The sequence below is a fragment of the Cereibacter ovatus genome, from assembly GCF_900207575.1.
Lineage (GTDB): Bacteria > Pseudomonadota > Alphaproteobacteria > Rhodobacterales > Rhodobacteraceae > Cereibacter_A > Cereibacter_A ovatus.
Map to the genome: position 1 here is coordinate 52220 of NZ_OAOQ01000009.1, position 18950 is coordinate 71169.

The 18950-nt window shown below is 65.9% G+C and carries 17 protein-coding genes; 2 read left to right on the plus strand and 15 right to left on the minus strand.

The features are described from left to right. Positions 1–54 precede the first annotated feature (54 nt). Positions 55–609 carry an SH3 domain-containing protein gene (locus CRO07_RS10955; protein WP_097030733.1) on the minus strand — a complete coding sequence of 185 codons (555 nt, stop codon included), beginning with the start codon at positions 607–609 and terminating at the stop codon, positions 55–57. A 133-nt stretch (positions 610–742) separates the two neighbouring features. Here CRO07_RS10955 and CRO07_RS10960 point away from each other — a divergent pair, with 133 nt between their 5' ends. Continuing rightward, positions 743–1729 carry a 2-hydroxyacid dehydrogenase gene (locus CRO07_RS10960; protein ID WP_097030734.1) on the plus strand — a complete coding sequence of 329 codons (987 nt, stop codon included), beginning with the start codon at positions 743–745 and terminating at the stop codon, positions 1727–1729. A 508-nt stretch (positions 1730–2237) separates the two neighbouring features. Here CRO07_RS10960 and CRO07_RS10965 read toward each other — a convergent pair. The 8 genes from CRO07_RS10965 to CRO07_RS11000 form a co-directional block, all read right to left on the minus strand. Continuing rightward, on the minus strand, positions 2238–3476 hold the full coding sequence (locus tag CRO07_RS10965; RefSeq protein WP_097030735.1) for an NAD(P)/FAD-dependent oxidoreductase: 1239 nt from the start codon (positions 3474–3476) through the stop codon (positions 2238–2240). Positions 3477–3569: 93 nt separating this feature from the next. Next, complete coding sequence (locus tag CRO07_RS10970; RefSeq protein ID WP_097030736.1) at positions 3570–4715, minus strand: iron-containing alcohol dehydrogenase; 1146 nt, start codon at positions 4713–4715, stop codon at positions 3570–3572. Continuing rightward, positions 4712–6100 (minus strand): aldehyde dehydrogenase family protein, encoded by a 1389-nt coding sequence (locus CRO07_RS10975; protein WP_097030792.1) that lies wholly within the window; start codon positions 6098–6100, stop codon positions 4712–4714. Before CRO07_RS10975 ends, CRO07_RS10970 begins: the two co-directional genes overlap by 4 nt. 13 nt (positions 6101–6113) lie before the next feature. After that, entirely contained in the window at positions 6114–7493 is a 1380-nt protein-coding gene (locus CRO07_RS10980) for a glutamine synthetase family protein (protein ID WP_097030737.1), read from the minus strand. Between the two features lie 124 nt (positions 7494–7617). Further along, positions 7618–8652: a TRAP transporter substrate-binding protein gene (locus CRO07_RS10985; protein WP_097030738.1), complete on the minus strand. Its 1035-nt coding sequence runs from the start codon at positions 8650–8652 to the stop codon at positions 7618–7620. A gap of 43 nt (positions 8653–8695) precedes the next feature. Beyond that, positions 8696–10021, minus strand: a complete 1326-nt coding sequence (locus CRO07_RS10990) for a TRAP transporter large permease (protein WP_097030739.1) — start codon at positions 10019–10021, stop codon at positions 8696–8698. After that, a complete protein-coding gene (locus CRO07_RS10995) occupies positions 10021–10527 on the minus strand; it encodes a TRAP transporter small permease subunit (RefSeq protein WP_097030740.1) in 507 nt (168 codons plus the stop codon). Before CRO07_RS10995 ends, CRO07_RS10990 begins: the two co-directional genes overlap by 1 nt. Positions 10528–10530: 3 nt before the next feature. Further along, positions 10531–11307 carry an N-formylglutamate amidohydrolase gene (locus CRO07_RS11000; protein ID WP_097030741.1) on the minus strand — a complete coding sequence of 259 codons (777 nt, stop codon included), beginning with the start codon at positions 11305–11307 and terminating at the stop codon, positions 10531–10533. Between the two features lie 158 nt (positions 11308–11465). On the opposite strand from CRO07_RS11000, the gene CRO07_RS11005 reads away from it, so the two are divergent. Then, entirely contained in the window at positions 11466–12332 is an 867-nt protein-coding gene (locus CRO07_RS11005) for a MurR/RpiR family transcriptional regulator (RefSeq protein WP_097030742.1), read from the plus strand. A gap of 93 nt (positions 12333–12425) precedes the next feature. Here CRO07_RS11005 and CRO07_RS11010 read toward each other — a convergent pair whose 3' ends face one another. From CRO07_RS11010 to CRO07_RS11035, 6 genes are read right to left on the minus strand one after another with little or no spacing between them, the layout of a single operon-like run. Continuing rightward, positions 12426–13355 (minus strand): 2-hydroxyacid dehydrogenase, encoded by a 930-nt coding sequence (locus CRO07_RS11010; protein ID WP_097030743.1) that lies wholly within the window; start codon positions 13353–13355, stop codon positions 12426–12428. Continuing rightward, positions 13352–14491 (minus strand): rod shape-determining protein RodA, encoded by a 1140-nt coding sequence (gene rodA, locus CRO07_RS11015; RefSeq protein WP_097030744.1) that lies wholly within the window; start codon positions 14489–14491, stop codon positions 13352–13354. The genes CRO07_RS11010 and rodA overlap by 4 nt, the downstream gene beginning before the upstream one ends. 7 nt (positions 14492–14498) lie before the next feature. After that, positions 14499–16445 (minus strand): penicillin-binding protein 2, encoded by a 1947-nt coding sequence (gene mrdA / locus CRO07_RS11020; RefSeq protein WP_097030745.1) that lies wholly within the window; start codon positions 16443–16445, stop codon positions 14499–14501. Then, positions 16442–16981: a rod shape-determining protein MreD gene (locus CRO07_RS11025; protein WP_097030746.1), complete on the minus strand. Its 540-nt coding sequence runs from the start codon at positions 16979–16981 to the stop codon at positions 16442–16444. The genes mrdA and CRO07_RS11025 overlap by 4 nt, the downstream gene beginning before the upstream one ends. Continuing rightward, complete coding sequence (mreC, locus tag CRO07_RS11030) at positions 16974–17873, minus strand: rod shape-determining protein MreC (RefSeq protein WP_097030747.1); 900 nt, start codon at positions 17871–17873, stop codon at positions 16974–16976. Before mreC ends, CRO07_RS11025 begins: the two co-directional genes overlap by 8 nt. A gap of 33 nt (positions 17874–17906) precedes the next feature. Next, positions 17907–18944, minus strand: a complete 1038-nt coding sequence (locus CRO07_RS11035; RefSeq protein WP_097030748.1) for a rod shape-determining protein — start codon at positions 18942–18944, stop codon at positions 17907–17909. Positions 18945–18950: the final 6 nt, after the last annotated feature.

Below are 18950 nucleotides of genomic sequence, written 5' to 3' on the forward strand. Positions count from 1 at the left end.
ACAGCCCGTCAAGAATCCGGCCCGCAGCAAGGCCCTGACATTGGCGGGCCGAGGCTACTCCAGCACCTCGTCGGGATCGACGCCCCAAAGCGCGGTCTTGATGACCCAGCCCCGCTCGCCTCCGGCACCGATCCGACACCAGTCGGTGATGCACTGCAACAGCCGCACGATCACCCCGCGCTCGGCATGAACATTCACCGGCGATCCGCTGGCCGGATCTTCGTGCAGATCGGCCATCTCGGCCACCACCATGGCCGAGCGCACCCCCGACAGCAGCGAGTAATGCACCCAGCCGCCCGCGCCCTCGAAATCTTCGACCCGGCGCCAGTGTTCGTATTCGGCAGTGACGCGCAACGGCATCCCGGCGCGGGTGAACACCCAGTCGATCCGATGCGTCAGACCCGGCCCGCGCCGCGCATTGCCCTCGGACGTCTTCAACGAGACATACCGAGGCAGCGGCAGGTTGGTCACCGGCCCCATTCCCGGCATCCCGGGCGGCGGCGCCATCGCAGCCTCGACCGACGGCTCCACCGCCATGTCCTGCGCCTGCGTTTTTGCGCCTGCCACCAGTGCCAGCACCACAGCAAGCGCCGCGATCATCCGTCCCATCGTTCGGTTCCGCCTTTTCGGCGCGCATGGCGTCATGCCGCGCCGTCCCGCCTCTGCCGGGGCTTGTGCCGCGCCCCGCTTGGCGGCACCTTGCCACCACAGGCCCGGATTTGGAAGTGCAGGGAGAGAGAGAATGCCCGTCGAACGCCTCAGTGTTGTCGTGACGCGACGCCTGCCGGACGTGGTCGAGACCCGTCTGAAGGAATTGTTCGATGTCGAACTTCGCGACCCCGACACCAAGATGACGCGGGACGAGCTGGTGCAGGCGATGTGCCGCGCCGATGTGCTGGTTCCGTGCGTGACCGACCAGATCGACGCCACCATGCTGGCACAGGCCGGGCCCAAGCTGAAGCTGATCGCGAACTATGGCGCCGGGGTCGATCACATCGACGTGGCGACGGCGCGCCAGCGCGGGATCCTCGTCTCGAACACCCCCGATGTGGTGACCGAAGATACCGCCGACATGACGCTGGCCCTGATCCTTGCGGTCACGCGGCGCATCCCCGAGGGCCTGGCCGAGATGCAGGGTGGCAACTGGGCAGGCTGGGCGCCGATGGCACATCTGGGCGGCAGGCTGCGCGGGCGCCGTTTGGGCATCCTCGGCATGGGCCGGATAGGGCAGGCGGTTGCCCGCCGCGCCCGCGCCTTCGGCATGCAGATCCACTATCACAACCGCAAGCGCCTGCGCCCCGAGCTAGAGGCCGAACTCGAGGCGACCTATTGGGAAAGCCTCGATCAGATGGTGACGCGGATGGACATCATCTCGGTCAACTGCCCGCACACCCCCTCGACCTTCCACCTGATGAACGCGCGACGGCTGAAACTGATGAAACCCACCGCGGTGATCGTGAACACCTCGCGCGGTGAAGTGATCGACGAGAACGCCCTGACCCGCGGCCTCCGTGCGGGCGAGATCGCTGGCGCGGGCCTTGACGTGTTCGAACATGGCCACGAGATCAACCCCCGCCTTCGCGAACTGCCCAATGTGGTGCTGCTGCCGCACATGGGCTCGGCCACACTCGAAGGCCGCATCGAGATGGGCGAGAAGGTGATCCTGAACATCAAGACCTTCGCTGACGGCCACCGCCCGCCAGATCAGGTGCTGCCCTCGATGCTTTGACAGCGGGGAACCGTGGGACGCAGGCAGGGTTGACAAAGGATGGGCGGCGCCGTTGCGCCGTCAGATCCGGCCCGCTCTGGCAAGCTCGCCCGACGGCGCGTCCTTGCTTTCCGCGGTGATGGATGGTCGCGCGGGGCGCCCCGTCGTCTCTCCGGCCCAGAACAGGCATGCGTCTGACTGCTGTCCGCATCGAGACGGCAGCGCGTTCAGCCAGACAGCCCCTACGGGCCAGGTGATCAGCCGGACCGGCAAGATGACGGGCCACGACACCCACGCCCGGCGCGACACCCGAACCATGGTTCAGCCTGCAACCATCCGGGCATGTCGACGACAACCCGCGCCCCCGTGTGACACCCGAACAGGCCAAAGACGCCCCCCATCGTCGCCGTCTCGACGCCCCCGATGGCTGGATGCTCCGCCTTGTCATCCCCGGCTGGAAAGCCGGCCCCTTGTCATTCTGGCTCAAATATCCCGGGGTCCGGGGCAGCGCCCCGGTCTGCCCGTTCCGTCAGAACCGGGATGGCAGATAAGGCCCGATATCCACCTCTGGCGCCTTCGCATCCAGCAGGTCCGCCACGATGCGCGCCGTGATCGGCGCCAGCGTCAGCCCGATATGGCCGTGGCCATAAGCGTGCAGGATTTCTCCGCCCGCCCGCGACGGACCGATCACCGGCAGGCTGTCAGGCATCGAGGGCCGGAATCCCATCCATGTCCGCGACGGCTTGTCCAGATCGGGAAAGATTGCCTGCGCGCCTGCGATCAGCCGGGCGATCCGATGCGCCGAGGGCGGCGCGGTCAGGCCGCCCAGTTCCACCGTGCCCGCCACCCGCAACCGGCCCTCCATCGGGCAAAGGTAGAACCCGCGTGCGGTCGGGCAGGTGGGGCGCGTCAGCGCGGCGTGATCCATATCCCATTCAACATGATAGCCGCGCTCGGTATCCAGCGGCACGCGATCCCCGGCCTGGGCTGCCAGCGGTTTCGAATGTGCCCCGGCCGCGATCACCGCGCGGCGGGCGTGGATGACAACGCCCGGACCACCCACGATCACACCGTCGATGCGCCGTTCCAGCCGGTCGGCGCGGGCCTTCAGGATCTGCACGCCGGCCCGGCGGGCGCTGGCGGCGATCAGGCCGACCATGCGGCCGGGATCGGACAGAAAGACCGCATCTGGGAAAAAGGCTGCGCCTTCCATCGCGGGCAGGGTGGGTTCCATCCCGGCCAGCGCCGCGGCGGGGATCAGGTCGACCCTGACGCCAAGGCTGCGGCGGAAGGTCATGTCGGCCTCGGCTGCGCGAAAGGCCGCACGAGAGTCATAGGCGTAAAGACAGCCGCGATGGGTCAGGATTTCGCGGCCGCCGATGTCGACCGCAAGGTTTTCCCAGCTTTTCGTGGCCGAGGCCAGAAGCGCCGCGATGGCCCGGGCGTTCCGTTTCGCAGGCCCGGGCAGCGATTGCGCGGCAAAGCGCAGCAGCCATGGCGCAAGGCTGGGCAGCGCCGCATGCCGGATCGCCAGCGGCGAATTGCGGTCGAAGATCAGCGAAGGCAGGTTTCGCAGCACGTCAGGCGTGCCAACCGGCAGCACGGCATAATCGGCAATCGTGCCCGCATTGCCATAAGACGCGCCCGAGCCCGGCGGTTCGGGATCGATCAGGATCACCGACCGCCTGCGCTGCGCGACGGTCAGCGCGATGGTCAGCCCCACCACGCCGCCGCCGATGACGACCGTATCCGATGAAAGATGCTGCATCGCCCCTGCCTTCCAAAACGGCCTGCCCGCGGTTTGTGCAGCCGTGGACGGGCCTAGTCTGCGGCCCGCGCAAAAACGCGGGCCGCGGTTGGGTCAGAGACAGGCCGCGAACAGCGCGCGGGTATTCTCGCGCGTCATCTCGACCGGGTTGCCGCCGCAGGACGGATCTTCCAGCGCCATTTCGGTCAGCTCGTCCAGCCGGGCGGCCTCGACCCCCATCGCCGATAGCGTCTCGGGGATTGCAAGTTCCGCGCGCAATTCCATGATCTTCTGACGGAATCCGTCAAACCCGCCCGGAATGCCCAGATAGGCCGCGGCGCGTTCGATCCGGTCTTCGATGGCGGTGCGGTTGAAGTCCAGCACCATCGGCATCACCACCGCATTGGTGGTGCCGTGGTGGGTGTTGTAGACCGCACCGACCGGATGGCTCAGCGAATGGATCGCCCCCAGCCCTTTCTGGAACGCCACAGCCCCCATGGCGGCCGCACTCATCATATGGGCGCGGGCCTCAAGGTCGGTGGGGTTGGCATAGACCTTGGGCAGGTTCTCGAACACCAGCCGCATCCCTTCCAGCGCGATGCCCTGACTCATCGGATGGTAGAAAGGCGAGCAATAGGCCTCAAGGCAGTGGGCCAGCGCGTCCATGCCGGTGCCGGCGGTGATGAACTTCGGCATCCCCACCGTCAGTTCCGGGTCGCAGATCGTGACCGCGGGCAGCAGTTTCGGGTGGAAGATGATCTTTTTCTTGTGCGTGACCGAATTGGTCAGCACCCCGGCGCGGCCGACCTCGGACCCGGTTCCGGCGGTGGTCGGCACCGCGACGATGGGGGCGATCTTCGTGGCATCGGCGCGGGTATACCAGTCGCCGATATCTTCCAGATCCCAGACCGATACGGTCTGGTCATGCATCAGCGCGATCATCTTGCCCAGATCCAGCGCCGAGCCGCCGCCGAAGCAGATCACCCCGTCATGTCCGCCCGCCTTGTAGGCGGCGATGCCGGCTTCCATGTTCTTCTCGTTCGGGTTCGGATCGACCTCGGAGAAACAGGCGCGGCCAAGGCCCGCCGTCTCCAGTTGATCCAGTGCCGCGGCGGTGATCGGCAGCGACGCCAGCGCCTTGTCGGTCACCAGAAGCGGCCGCTTCAGCCCGATGGCCTTGCACTGCTCGGCCAGTTCCGCGATGCGGCCCGCGCCGAACTTGATGGCGGTGGGGTAGGACCAGTTCGCCTGGATCGTCATTTCGTCACCTTCTTGAGATGGTAGGATTTCGGCCGCGTGACCGACATGTAGCCCAACGCCGACAGCGCCGCCCCGCGGCCGGTGTCCTTGCAGCCGGTCCAGCACAGCGCCGGGTCCAGATAGTCGCAGCGGTTCATGAACACGGTGCCGGTTTCGACCTGCGCACCGATGGCGGCGGCGGCCTCGGCATCGGCCGTCCAGATCGAGCAGGTCAGACCATAGGGGCTGTCGTTCATCAGCGCGATGGCTTCCTCGTCGCCCGAGACCTTCATGATGCCCACGACCGGGCCAAAGGATTCCTCTTTCATCACCCGCATGTCGTGGCTGACCTGCGTCAGGATCTGCGGCGCAAGATAGGCCCCGCCATCATCGGCCGGGAACAGCGCGGGGTCGATCAGCGGCTTGGCCCCGGCGGCGATGGCCTCGGCCACCTGGTCGCGCACCACGCGGGCAAAGCGCACGTTCGCCATCGGCCCCAGCGTGCTGTCGGCATCAAACGGGTTGCCCAGCTTCAGCGTCTTGACCCAGGCCACCGCCTTTTCCACGAAGGCGTCATACAGGCTTTCGTGGACATAGATCCGCTCGATCCCGCAGCAGCACTGACCGGCGTTGAACATCGCGCCGTCCATCAGGCTGTCCACCGCCGCGTCCAGATCGGCATCGGCGCGGACATAGCCCGGATCTTTCCCGCCAAGTTCCAGCCCCAGCGCCGTGAAGGTGCCGGCCGCCGCGCGTTCGATCGCCGCGCCGCCCCCGACCGAGCCGGTGAAGTTCACGAAGTTGAACGCGCGGGCGCCGATCAGCGTTTCGGTCGTGGCATGGTCAAGGACCACATTCTGGAACACATCCGCAGGCACCCCCGCGGCGTGAAAGGCTTCGGCCAGACGCTCGCCCACCAGAAGGGTCTGGCTGGCGTGTTTCAGCACCACCGTGTTGCCTGCGATCAGCGCCGGGACCAGCGTGTTGATCGTGGTCAGGTAGGGGTAGTTCCACGGCGCGATGATGAAGACCACGCCCACCGGCTCGCGCACAATTCGGCGATCGAACCGGTCCGACCCTTCCACGACCGTGGGCGCCAGCGCAGTTTCCGCGATTTCGGACATGTAATTGGTGCGGTCGTTCACGCCGCCGAACTCGCCGCCAAAGCGGGTGGGGCGGCCCATCTGCCAGGCCAGTTCCTCGACCACCTGTTCTTTCATCTCGTTCAGCTTCGCCACGCCGGCCTTGACCAGCGCAATACGCTCGGCCAGGGGCCGCGCGGCCCATGCCGGCTGCGCGGCGCGGGCGCGGGCGGCCATGGCCTGCGCCTTTTCCAGCGACAGCGGCATCCGCTCGGCATAGACCCGCCCATCCACGGGCGAGATCAGTTGGATCGGTTTCGTCATCATGTTCCCCGTGTCAGGCGCGCTCGAAAAGGCGGGCCAGTTCGAAATCGGTCACCACGCGGTCCTGTTCGGAAATCTCCCATTCGGCCGCATGGATGTAGTGGTCGACCACCTCATCCCCCATCGCCGCGCGCAGCATGGTGGACCCGTTGAGAAGTTCCGCTGCCGCGCGAAGCGTCTTCGGGATCTCGCGGATGCCGGTGGTGGAATACATGTCGCCCTTCATCTCGGGTTCCAGTTCCATCTTCTTCTCGATGCCGTCAAGCCCCGCCGCCAGCAGCGCCGCACAGGCGAGATAGGGGTTCAGGTCGGCGCCGCCGATCCTGCATTCGATGCGGATGGCCTTGGTCCCCTCGCCGCAGACGCGGAAGCCTGCGGTGCGGTTGTCCCGGCTCCAGACGGCTTTGGTGGGGGCGAACATGCCGACGCAGAAGCGTTTGTAACTGTTGATGTAAGGCGCAAGGAAGGCGGTCACTTCCTGCGCATGGGCCAGTTGGCCGGCCAGGAAATGCTTCATCGTGGCCGACATGCCATGCGGATCGGCAGGATCTGCGAAGGCGGGCTGGCCGTCCAGCGTCCAGAGCGACTGGTGGATGTGGCTGGACGATCCCGCGCGGCGGTGATCGTATTTCGCCATGAAGGTCACCGACTTGCCCGCGGCATGGGCGATATCCTTCACCGCGGTCTTGGTGATCGTGTGGTTGTCGGCCGTGTCCAGCGCGTCCGAATATTTCACGTTGATTTCTTCCTGACCGGCGTCCGCCTCGCCCTTGGAACACTCCACCGGGATGCCGGCGCCATAAAGGCCGTTCCTCAGGGCGCGCATCACCGCTTCTTCCTTGGATGTCTGGAAGATGTGGTAATCCTCGTTATAGGCGCTGATCGGCTTCAGGTCGCGGATCTGTCCCGATGCCTGCATCGAATCCCGCACCGCATCGAACGAATTTTCGAACAGGAAGAATTCAAGCTCGGTCGCCATCATCGCCTTGAAGCCCATCGCCTCGGCGCGGGCGATCTGGCGTTTCAGGATGGCGCGGGGGGATTGCGGGATTTCGTGGTGGTGATGATCCAGCAGGTCGCAGATCACCAGCGCCGTGCCCGGCTGCCACGGCAGGGCGCGCAGGGTGGCCATGTCGGGCTTCATCACATAGTCGCCATAACCCTTTTCCCAGCCCGAGGTCTTGTAGCCGGGAACGGTGGTCATCTCCATGTCGATGGCCAGAAGGTAGTCGCAGCAATGGGTTTCATGGTGGGCGCTGTCGATGAAATGCTGCGCATGGAACCGCTTGCCCATCAGGCGGCCCTGCATGTCGACGCAGGCGACCAGCACCGTGTCGATCTTGCCGTGCTCGGCGGCCTCTTTCAGGGCGTCGAAAGTCATGTTGCCGGGCATGTTCGTCCTCGTTTTCGTCTCGGCGGGGGGACACCCTGGGCCGGGGCACTTTGCAGATCAGGGCAATTCGCGGGCAGGGGGCTTTGCAGGGGGTGGGGCGGCGCAGGGCCGCCCCGGTCCGGCATCAGAAGCGGTAGGGGGGGCCGGCCTTCTTCATCGTCTCGTTATAGTCCTTGATGATCTGGACGACGCGGGCCTTCACCTCGGATTCCTGTGCGATCTCATCCCAGAACGCGACCGCGGCGGTCTCGACCTCGGCCCATTCGGCGTCGGGGATGGTGGTCAGCTTCAGCTTGGTCTCGTTCACGCGCAGATGCGCCTCGCCGGCCCAATACCAGTGCTGGCGGTAGTAGTGCGACTGTTCGAAACAGACCCGCAGCAGTTCCTGAAGATGCGGCGGAACCTCGTTCCAGCGGTCCATGTTGGCGAAGAAATGGCCGATCCAGGCGCCCGAGATGTTGTTGGTCAGGAAGTAGTCGGTGACGTTGGCCCAGCCGACGGTATAGACCTCGGTGATGCCGGACCAGGCCAGGCCGTCGAGTTCGCCGGTTTGCAGCGCCACCTCGACATCTTCCCAAGGCAGGGTGACGGGCACGACGCCGAATCGGGTCAGGAAGCGGCCGGCGGTGGGGAAGGTGAAGATGCGCAGCCCTTGCAGGTCGGCCAGGCTGTTGATCGGTTTCTTGGTCGAGAAGTTGCACGGATCCCAGGAACCCGCCGAGATATGCTTGACGCCGACCTTGGCATATTCCTCGGCCCAGATCGCGCCCAGCCCGTATTTGTTGAACAGTGCCGGCACATCCAGCGAATAGCGCAGCGCCAGCGGGAAATAGCCGCCGAACACCGTCACTTCGGTCGGCGAGGCCATGGAATCGTCGTCGGATTGCACGCAATCGATGGTGCCGCGCTGCATCGCCTGAAACAGTTCGCCCGTGGGCACCAGCTGATCGGCGTAGAACAGTTCGATCTCCATCTGGCCCTGTGCGATGGTGTTGAAAGCTTCCACCGCCGGTTTCACCACATGTTCGCCAAGCGCCGCGCCGGCATAGGTCTGCATCCGCCATTTGATCGGCGCCTGCGCGCGGGTGACGGCGGGGCTGGCAAGCGTGGCCGCGCCCGCCAGCGCGCCGGTGGTCAGGAATGTCCGTCTGGTCGTCATGTCATACCTCCGTTCAATGGGTGGGGACGGTTCTCGCCGTCCCTCATTTCGCATAGAGTGTCTCGGGCAGCCAAAGTGCGATCTGCGGGAAGGCCATCACCAGCCCCAGCGCCGCCACCATGATCGCCACGAACGGCACGATCGAGCGATAGATGTCGCGCATGCCGATTTCCGGCGGGGCCATGGCGCGCATCAGGAACAGGTTGTAGCCGAAGGGCGGGGTCAGATAGGCGATCTGACAGGTGATGGTGTAAAGCACACCATACCAGATCAGATCGAACCCGAGCGCCCCCACCAGTGGCACATAAAGCGGGGCGACGATCACCAGCATCGCCGTGTCGTCCAGAAACATCCCCATGATGAGATAGGAAAGCTGCATCATCAGCAGGATCGTCCAGGGCGACAGGCCCAGTTGATCGACAAAGAAGCCCTCGATCGCGCGGACGGCACCCAGCCCGTCGAACACCGCCCCGAAGGACAGCGCGGCCAGGATGATCCACATGAACATGCACGAAATCGCCAGCGTCGCCCGGGTCGAGGTCTCGAACACCTCGCGGGTGAAGCGGCCTTTGGCGATGGCCGCCGCCACCGTCACCAGGGCGCCCACGACCGAGCTTTCGACAAGGCTGGTCCAGCCGTTGACGAAGGGCACCATCATCGCGGCGAAGATGAACAGCGGCAACAGGCCCGCGCGCAACAGGCGCAGCTTTTCGGCGCGGGTGATGGTGGCCAGTTCATCCGGGGGAAGCACCGGACCCAGGCCCGGATTCAGGCGGCAGCGCAACCAGATATAGGCCATGAACATCCCGGCCATCATCAGCCCCGGCAGCAGTCCCGCCAGCCACAACTGCCCCACCGGCTGCCGCGCGATCATGGCATAAAGCACCAGCACGACCGAGGGCGGGATCAGGATGCCAAGGCTTGACCCGGCCTGAATGACCCCCGTTATCATCAGCTTGTCGTAGTTCCTGCGCAGCAGTTCCGGCAGGGCGATGGTCGCGCCGATGGCCATCCCTGCCACCGACAGCCCGTTCATGGCCGAAATCAGCACCATCAGCAGGATGGTCCCGATCGCCAGCCCCCCCGGCACCGGGCCGAACCAGACGTGAAACATCCGGTAAAGGTCGTCGGCCAGCCGGCTCTCGCTCATGACATAGCCCATGAAGATGAACATCGGCAGCGTCAGCAGAGGATACCATTTCATCAGCTTCATGGCGGCGGAAAAGCCCATGCTTTGCCCGCCCGTGCCCCACAGCGCCAGCGAGGCCACCACGGCGACGAAGCCGATTACCCCGAACACCCGCTGCCCGGTCAGCATCAGAAGCAGCATGGTCGAGAACATCAGGACGGCGATCATCTCATAGGACATCAGATCGTCTTCCCGCGCAGCGTGGCCACGTCACGGATCAGGATTGCCAGACATTGCAGGATCATCAGCGCAAATCCGAGGCACATCACCAGCTTGATCGGCCAGAGGTAGGGCCGCCATGCCGTCGGGCTGCGTTCGTTGTATTGCAGCGAATAGGCGGTGGAATCGATCGCGCCCCAAAGCATGACGCACAGGTAAAGGATCACCGCGAAGATCGTGACCGCATCCCACCAGCTTTTCTTGCGCAGGGGCCAGTCGGCATAAAGCAGGTCCATCCGGACATGGCTGCCCATCTGCATCGAATAGGGTCCGCCCAGAATGAAATAGGCCACCATCACGAACTGCGCCATTTCCAGCGTCCAGAGCGACGGGTTGAAGAATGCCTTTGACACCGTGGACCACAGCAGAACCGCCATCAGCACGAACAGCAGATACATGGCGAACCGGCCGACGCCATAGTTCAGGCGATCCACCAGCCGGACGAAGGCGACAAGGATGCGCCCCATCCGCTAGCCCGCCATTTCATGTGCGCCGGCCGTCAGGGCGGCGGCAAGCGCAGGGGCAAGGCGGTCGGCCATGGCTTCTTGTGCCTCGGGGGTGGCGATCAGGTCGTTGCGCAACTCCAGCATGACATTGGGCAGGCCATAGGGCAGGGCGTGCAGCTTCAGCGTATGGGTCACGTCGTCGGACGCGGCATAGGGCTGGTTCAATGCCGCGCGCAGGCCGGTTGGCGCCACCCCGGCCAGAACGGCGCGGGCCAGCCGGTCGTCGGCATCGTGGATGATGCCGAATTCCAGATCGCGCGGGCGTCCGTGCCACTGCGGGGTGAAGGAATGGATCGTCACCAGCACCGGCGACAGGCCCAGTGCGATCCGCCGGGTGATTTCGGCGTGCAGCCCCTCGTGGAACGGAAGATAGACCGATTCCGTCCGTTCGGCCCGTTCGGCGGCATCAAGCGCGGTATTGCCGGGGATCTGGTGCATCTCGGACCGTTCGGCAATGGCGCCGGGCTGATCGGGTGCGCGGTTGCAATCATAGACCAGCCGCGACACCGGCGCATGAACCAGAACCGCGTCCAGCCGCCGTTCCAGCCCGCGGGCCAGGCCAAGTGCCCCGATGTCCCAGGCGATATGGGCCTCGCGCTGGGCAGCCGTCAGGCCAAGATCGCCCCAGCGCGGCGGGATCGCCTTTGACGCATGTTCACAGACCAGGATCGCGCGGCCCTTGCCGCCCCGGTTTTCGACGATGGCCGGATAGCTCGCCGGCATCTTGACACTTCGGGTCATTATTGTCCGATTCACTCCCTGCTGGCACAAAGGCTCCATCGGCACCGCACTTTCTGTCAAGAATTTTTCTTGCAAGCTGGTTGTGTTAAGATGTTTACCAAGTGGAAGGGGATCGGTCGCAGAAAAGCTGCCTGCCGCGCAGGCTGACGAGGAACCAGATGAGCCAGCCTTCGATCGAAGATCACATGCGCGCCGCCCTGCCCGACCTGACACGGGCCGAGCGGCAGTTGGCGACCCATATCCTGCGGCACTATCCGGTGGCGGCGCTGGGGTCGATCACGGCGCTGGCGAAGGCGGCGGATGTCTCGACGCCGACGGTGGTGCGGCTGGTGCAGAAGCTGGGCTTCAAGGGCTATCCCGACTTCCAGTCGGGCCTGCGCCACGAGGTCGAGGCGATGCTGCTGTCGCCGCTGGCCAAGCACGAACGCTGGGCCGAGGGCGTCCCCGAGACCCATATCCTGAACCGTTTCGCCGATGCCGTTGTGGCCAATCTTCAGGCGACGCTGGCGCAGATCGATCATGCCGAATTCGACGCCGCCGCCCGGCTGCTGGCCGATCCCGAGCGGCGGATCTACGCGCTGGGCGGGCGGATCACCCATGCGATGGCGGACTATTTCGCGACCCTGATGAAGATCACCCGCCCCGGCGTCGCGCTGATGTCGGATGTGTCCAGCACCTGGCCGCCGGCGATGCTGGATATGGCGCGGGGGGATGTGCTTTTGGTGTTCGACATCCGCCGCTATGAAAACATGGTGCTTCAGGTGGTCGAACTGGCGGTCGAACAGGGGGTCGAGGTGATCGTGGTCACTGACCGCTGGATCTCGCCCGCGGCGGCCCATGCGCGTCATACCTTTTCGTGTCAGGTCGAGGCGCCCTCGGCCTGGGATTCGACCGTATCGGTTCTGGTGCTGGTGGAAACGCTGCTGTCGGCGGTGCAAAGCCTGACATGGGACCGGACCGAGCCGCGGATGAAACGGCTTGAGGAGCTTTACGACCGCTCGCGCTTCTTTCGCCGCCACAGGTAGGGGCTTTGGGTTCTCCCCCGGGCAACCGGGGGCGTTCGCGTCCCGCGCGGGGCCGTGCAAACGCGGCGGGTGCGGGGATCTTGAACCGGGCGGTCAGTAGCCCCGTGTCCGGTCCACCAGATGCAGGAATGGCTCACCGGCCTCTCCGCGGCGGATGTTTTCCGCGATGACGCGGGCGGCGCTGTAGGGGCGGGTCTCGGCCGCGATATGGGGGGTGATCGTCACGCGCCGATGGCCGCGGAACGGGTGATCCTCGGGCAGGGGTTCGGTGCGGAACACATCCAGCGTCGCATGGCCCAGCCGCCCCGCATCCAGCGCGGCCAGAAGGGCGGCCTCGTCGATCAGGCAGCCGCGGCCGGGGTTCAGGACCACCGCGCCGGGCGGCAACCAGCCAAGCCGGCGGGCATCCAGCAGGTTTTCGGTCTCGGGTGTCGCGGGCAGCAGCGTCACCACGATCCCGGCGCGCGACAGCACCTGCTGAAGTCCGGCCTCGCCATGCGCGGTCTCGATTCCCGGCAGGGTCTTGGGGGCCCGGCTCCAGCCCAGCACGCGGAAGTTCAGCCCGGCAAGCGTCCGGGCGCAGGCGGCCCCCAGCTCGCCCAGACCCAGCATCGCCACCGTCCGCTCGCGCGCAAGGGGCGGGGCGTCCTGGTGCCAGCCCGGTTCCCCCCTGATCCAGCGGTCAAGGTTCAGGTGATGGCGCAGAACATGGCCGGTCACCCATTCCACCATGCCCTCGGTCAGGCCCTGATCGACCATCCGGCACAAAGGCTGGGTCAGCGTGCGGTTGCCCACGATGCGCTCGACCCCGGCCCACAGGCCAAGCACCGCGCGGGCGCGGGTGAAGGGGGTGAAATCGGTGATGTCGCCACCCGGGGCAAAGACGATGTAATCCACCGTCGCGGGGTCGGGCGCCTTTGTCACGATCTCGGCCTGAACGCCGGCCTCGGCCAGGGCTGCGGGAAGGTGGGTGCTGTAATCGGCCCAGCGACGGGCGCCGGCGGCAAAGTAGATCCGGGTCATCTCAACCTGTGGACATGGGCGCTTTGCACCAGACCGAAGGCCGCCATCAGCACCAGAAGCGCCGATCCGCCATAGCTGACCAGCGGCAGGGGCACCCCCACCACCGGCGCCATGCCCATGACCATCGAAAGGTTCACCGCGATGTAATAGAAGAAGTTGGCCGCGATCCCCAGGATCAGCAGCGACGAAAAGCGGTCCCGGTTCTGCAACGCCGAGGCGACGCAGAACGCGATCAACAGCGCATAAAGCGCCAGAAGCGAGAAGGCGCCGACAAAGCCGAACTCTTCGGCCAGAGTGGTGAAGATGAAGTCGGTGTGCTTTTCCGGCAGAAAATTCAGCCGGCTTTGCGTGCCCTGCATGAAGCCTTTGCCGGTCCAGCCGCCCGACCCCAGCGCGATCTTGGCCTGAATGATGTTGTAGCCCGCCCCCAGCGGATCGGCGGTCGGGTCAAGAAAGGTGTCGATCCGGCGATACTGGTAGTCATGAAGGAACTGCCACGGGGTGCCGCGCAGAGTGAACACCGATACCACCGCGCCGACCCCCAGCGCCGCGACCACCGCGAAATACCACAGGCTGACGCCGGCCAGAAACATCACCGTCGCCCCCACCATCAACAGCAGAAGCGAGGTGCCAAGGTTCGGCTGCATGATGACCAGTGCCGTCGGCAGCACGATCATCACCACCGGGATCAGCACCCACAGCGGCCGCGAGACCTTCCTGGGGTCCAGCCAGTCGTAATAGGTGGCCAGCATCATCACCAGCGTGACCTTGGCCAGCTCTGACGGTTGAAGCACCAGCGGGCCGATGGCGATCCAGCGTTGCGCGCCCATGCCGACATGGCCGAAGAACTCGACCACCAGCAGCAGAACCAGCGACATCAGATAAGCCAGCCCCGAGACATTGCGCCAGAACCAGATCGGCACGAAGGCGATGACCAGCATCATCACGAAGCCCAGTGCGAACCGCTTCATCTGCGGCCCGGCCCAGGTGTCCAGATCGCCGCCGGCGACGGAATACAGCATCAGCCACCCGACCGAGGCCACCGCCGTCACCAGCAGCACCAGCGCCCAGTTCAGGTGCAAGACCTTTGCCAGCCCTGTCGGCGCCGATTTCACGCGGTATTCAAGAAAGCTCATGCCAGCCTCAGGCCCGCGACCGGGCGGTGACTTCGGGTTCGATCCGCCGCAGCGGCAGCGCGTTCAGGAAGGTCTCGATCCGGCCGCGCTGGCTTTTGGGATAGGCGCTCAGCGGTGGCAGCGGACCCGGCGTCAGGCAGCGCAGCGCCACGTCGCGCACGATCGGCCCCGCCACCGAGGAACCGCCGCCGCCATGCTCGACCACCACCGCCACCGCGACCTTCGGCGCCTCAAAGGGCGCAAAGCCCACGAAAAGCGCATGATCGCGCCGGTTCCACGGCAGTTGGTCGTTCGAGATCACGCCCCGCGCGCGTTCCGCCGCCGAAATGTTGCGCACCTGACTGGTGCCCGATTTGCCCGCCAGCACCATCGCCGGATCGGCCACCCGGTTGGAATAGCCGGTGCCGCGGCGGTCGTTCATCACCGAATGCATCCCCTGCCGCACCGCCCTGAGCAGCGCGCCGTCGATGCCCAGCGGCGGCGCCTCTGACACCGGCAGTTCCTGATCGCCGATCGAGCGCACAAGCCGCGGCAGGATCGCGCGGCCGCTGGCGATCCGCGCCGTCATCACCGCCAGTTGCAGCGGCGAGGCCAGCACATAGCCCTGACCGATCGAGGCGTTGATCGTGTCACCGATCCGCCATTCCTGATCGTAACGCAGCCGCTTCCACGCCTTGTCGGGCATGACGCCTTCGGTGATGGCCGACATCGGCAGGTCGTGGCGCATCCCCAGACCCAGCCTGCGCCCCATCTCGGCAATCTTGTCGATGCCGACGCGCTGGGCGATGTCGTAGTAATAGACGTCACAGCTTTCCGACAATGATCGCGCCAGCGATACCGCCCCGTGACCGCCGCGCTTCCAGCAGTGAAAGCGCCGCCCGCCGGTCTCGTAATGGCCGGGGCAATAGACCGAGGTATCGGCATTGATGACCCCGGCCTCAAGCGCGGCCAGCGCCGTGACCATCTTGAAGGTCGAGCCGGGCGGATAGGCGCCCTGCACCGCCTTGTTGGCCAGCGGGCGGTGATCGTCCTCGGTCAGGATGGCATAATCCTTGTAGGAAATGCCGCGCACGAACAGGTTCGGATCGAACGAGGGCGAGGAACAGATCGCCAGAACATCGCCGTTGGTCACGTCGATGGCCACCGCGGCGGCACTTTCGCTGCCCAGCCGCGCCTGCACGAAATCCTGGATCTCGGCATCGATGGTCAGGCGGATGTCGTCGCCGGCATCGCCTTCGACGCGGTCGATCTCGCGCATCATGCGGCCATAGGCATTGACCTCGATGCGTTTGGTGCCGGCGCGGCCGCGCAGGCGGTCCTCCATCCAGGTCTCGACGCCGATCTTGCCGATCTGGAATTCGGGGATCTTCAGCAGCGGGTCGGGATAGTCCAGCTTGGCCAGATCGTTTTCGCTGACCGGACCCACATAGCCCACGACATGGGCGAAATCGGTGTCCAGCGGATAGGCGCGCGACAGGCCGACCTCTGGTGTGACGCCGGGAAGCGAGGGCGCGTTGATCGCGACCTTCGACAGATCCTCCCACGCCATCCGGTCGGCCACGATCACCGGCACAAAGGGGCTGTGGCGACGCACTTCGGTCAGGGTGCGCTCGATCGCTTCGGGGGGAAGCGGGATCACCTCGGCCAGACGTTTCAGCACCTCCTCGACATCGCCGGCATCCTCGCGGGTGATGACGACGCGGTAGTTCTGTTCGTTTCCGGCGATCAGGCGACCGTTGCGGTCGAAGATCTGGCCGCGGTTCGGCGGGATCAGCCGGATGCTGATCCGGTTCTCTTCGGCCAGCAGCTTGAACTGGTCGGCCTGATCCACCGCCAGATAGCGCATCCGCCCCGCCAGAACGGCAAACATCGCCGCCACCCCGCCGCCCAGCAGCAGCGCCCGGCGGTTCACCTTGCGCGCACTGTCCTCGGTATCGCGTGCCGAGCGTCTCACATCCGTCTCCCGAAGGCATCCAGTTCGCCCATCGCGGGCTTGCGCAGGCCAAGCACCAGCCGGCAGAATCCAACCGCGAAAGGATAGCAGAGGATCGAGGCCCCGGTCTGGATCAGCGCCTCGCCCAGTGCCGGTTGCGGCAGGAAGGCCAGCGCGCCCATCATCCGCTCGGCCAGCCGCAGCCCCAGCATCAGCCCCGCCGCCAGCAGCCATTCCACAGGAAAGCCCAGCTCGCGGGTCAGTGCAGCGCGCGAGCGCAGGAATTCCGTCGCCATCAGCACCAGCGCCGCCCACAGGCCCGGCGGCCGCATCAGCAACAGATCCTCGGCCAGAACCACCAGCGCCAGCAGGGGCGCGGGCAGGTAGTCAGGTCGCCGGATCACCCAGGCCAGCGTCAGGCACAGCAGAAGATCCGGCCCCGGCCATGCCCCGGCATCGATCCCCAGCGGCAACAGACGCACCATGAAGATCAGCGCGGCGATCCCGGCGAAAGCCGAAGGGTAAAGCCACGCGCGCCGTCGCACCCCCTCAGCCATCGGCGCCCTCGGGGGCGGGGTCTGCGGGAACGGGCGGGGCGGCGACAATCCCGCCCGGATCGGTGATCGGCTGAAGTTCGTGGCTGCGCAGCACGCGCAGGAATTCAAGTCGGCCATAGTCGGCGGCCAGCCGCACCCGCAGGCGACGGTCGGGGCCCTGCGCCACCTGGCCCACCAGCAGATCGGCCGGGAACACCCCGCCATCGCCCGAGGTCACCACCCGGTCGCCGGGCCGCACCAGATCGGGCTTGTCCAGAAACTCCAGCGGGGGGCTGGGCGAGTTGTCGCCCGTCAGCAGCGCCCGCTGCCCCGAGGGCTGCACCGTCACCGGGATGCGGCTGTTGGAATCGGTGAGCAGGATCACCCGGCTTGTGGTCCTTCCCACGCCCGAGATCCGCCCCACCAGCCCGATCCCGTCCATCGTGGCCCAGCCGTCGCGGATGCCATCCCTTGCGCCCACGTTCAGCAGCACCGATTGCCGGAACGGCGAGCCCGAATCCGCCAGCACCACCCCCGTGACATGCGTCAGTTTCGGGTCAAGCCGCACCTGATTCAGATCCAGCAGCCGGGCGTTCTTCTGTTCCAGTTGCAGCGCGGCTTCCTTCCACGCTTTCATCTGTTGAAGTTCGCGCCGAAGCTCTTGATTCTGCTCGTATATCCTGGTGTAGGACTGAAAGTCGTCGACCATGCCCGCCATGCGCGTCATCGGCGCCATCATCCAGTCGAACGAGGGCACCACCCGGTCGATCAGGGCCGCGCGGAAGCGTTCGACCCGCGGGCTGTCGATCCGCCACAACAAAAAGATGCCCAGCAGCAACAGCACCAGCCCGCCCACAAGGATGCGGCGCAGCGGACGGGTGAAATCCTCCGGTCTGGTCCGGTCTCTGGCCACGGGTGCCTCTCGTCACAAGCCGACGGGGTGCCGTCAGCTGTCGTAGTCGATCACATGCCGAAGCTGCTTTTCATATTCCAGCGCCTTGCCGGTGCCCAGCGCCACACAATTCAGGGACTCGTTGGCGACCGAGATCGACAGGCCGGTCTGCTCGCGCAGCGCCAGATCCAGATCGCCCAGAAGCGCGCCCCCCCCCGTCAGCATCACGCCGCGGTCGACGATATCGGCGGCAAGGTCCGGCGGCGTGGCTTCCAGCGCCTGCATCACCGCATCGCAGATCTGCTGAAGCGGCTCGGCCAGCGCCTCGGCGACCTGCGCCTGATTGATCTCGGTTTCCTTGGGCACGCCATTCAGCAGGTCGCGGCCGCGGATCGTCATCGACTGGCCGCGGCCGTCGTCGGGCATCCGCGCGGTGCCGATCGAGGTCTTGATCCGTTCGGCGGTCGATTCCCCGATCAGCAGGTTCTGGTGTCGGCGCAGATAGGCGATGATCGCCTCATCCATGCGATCGCCGCCGACGCGGACGGACCGGGCATAGACGATATCGCCCAGCGACAGCACCGCCACTTCGGTCGTGCCGCCGCCCACATCCACCACCATGTTGCCGGTGGGATCGGTGATCGGCATCCCGGCACCGATGGCGGCCGCGATCGGTTCCGCGATCAGCCCCGCGCGCCGGGCGCCCGCCGACAGCACCGATTGCCGGATCGCCCGCTTTTCCACCGGCGTTGCGCCATGGGGCACGCAGACGATGATCTTCGGCTTGGAAAAGGTCGTGCGCTTGTGGACCTTGCGGATGAAATGCTTGATCATTTCCTCGGCGGTGTCGAAATCCGCGATCACGCCTTCACGCATCGGCCGGATCGCCTCGATGCTGCCGGGGGTGCGGCCCAGCATCAGCTTGGCATCCTCGCCCACGGCCAGAACCTGCTTCTTGCCGTCCTTGACGTGATAGGCCACGACCGAGGGTTCGCTCAGCACTATCCCCTTGCCGCGGACATAGACCAGCGTATTGGCGGTGCCGAGGTCGATGGCCATGTCCGACGAGAAAAGGCCGGTGAGAAACCACATGCTGCG

Excerpts from the sequence above, each read along its gene's own strand:
- CRO07_RS10955 (WP_097030733.1), bottom strand. The coding sequence starts at position 609 with ATGGGACGGATGATCGCGGCGCTTGCTGTGGTGCTGGCACTGGTGGCA.
- CRO07_RS10960 (WP_097030734.1), top strand. The coding sequence starts at position 743 with ATGCCCGTCGAACGCCTCAGTGTTGTCGTGACGCGACGCCTGCCGGAC.
- CRO07_RS10965 (WP_097030735.1), bottom strand. The coding sequence starts at position 3,476 with ATGCAGCATCTTTCATCGGATACGGTCGTCATCGGCGGCGGCGTGGTG.
- CRO07_RS10970 (WP_097030736.1), bottom strand. The coding sequence starts at position 4,715 with ATGACGATCCAGGCGAACTGGTCCTACCCCACCGCCATCAAGTTCGGC.
- CRO07_RS10975 (WP_097030792.1), bottom strand. The coding sequence starts at position 6,100 with ATGACGAAACCGATCCAACTGATCTCGCCCGTGGATGGGCGGGTCTAT.
- CRO07_RS10980 (WP_097030737.1), bottom strand. The coding sequence starts at position 7,493 with ATGCCCGGCAACATGACTTTCGACGCCCTGAAAGAGGCCGCCGAGCAC.
- CRO07_RS10985 (WP_097030738.1), bottom strand. The coding sequence starts at position 8,652 with ATGACGACCAGACGGACATTCCTGACCACCGGCGCGCTGGCGGGCGCG.
- CRO07_RS10990 (WP_097030739.1), bottom strand. The coding sequence starts at position 10,021 with ATGTCCTATGAGATGATCGCCGTCCTGATGTTCTCGACCATGCTGCTT.
- CRO07_RS10995 (WP_097030740.1), bottom strand. The coding sequence starts at position 10,527 with ATGGGGCGCATCCTTGTCGCCTTCGTCCGGCTGGTGGATCGCCTGAAC.
- CRO07_RS11000 (WP_097030741.1), bottom strand. The coding sequence starts at position 11,307 with ATGACCCGAAGTGTCAAGATGCCGGCGAGCTATCCGGCCATCGTCGAA.
- CRO07_RS11005 (WP_097030742.1), top strand. The coding sequence starts at position 11,466 with ATGAGCCAGCCTTCGATCGAAGATCACATGCGCGCCGCCCTGCCCGAC.
- CRO07_RS11010 (WP_097030743.1), bottom strand. The coding sequence starts at position 13,355 with ATGACCCGGATCTACTTTGCCGCCGGCGCCCGTCGCTGGGCCGATTAC.
- rodA (WP_097030744.1), bottom strand. The coding sequence starts at position 14,491 with ATGAGCTTTCTTGAATACCGCGTGAAATCGGCGCCGACAGGGCTGGCA.
- CRO07_RS11025 (WP_097030746.1), bottom strand. The coding sequence starts at position 16,981 with ATGGCTGAGGGGGTGCGACGGCGCGCGTGGCTTTACCCTTCGGCTTTC.
- CRO07_RS11035 (WP_097030748.1), bottom strand. The coding sequence starts at position 18,944 with ATGTGGTTTCTCACCGGCCTTTTCTCGTCGGACATGGCCATCGACCTC.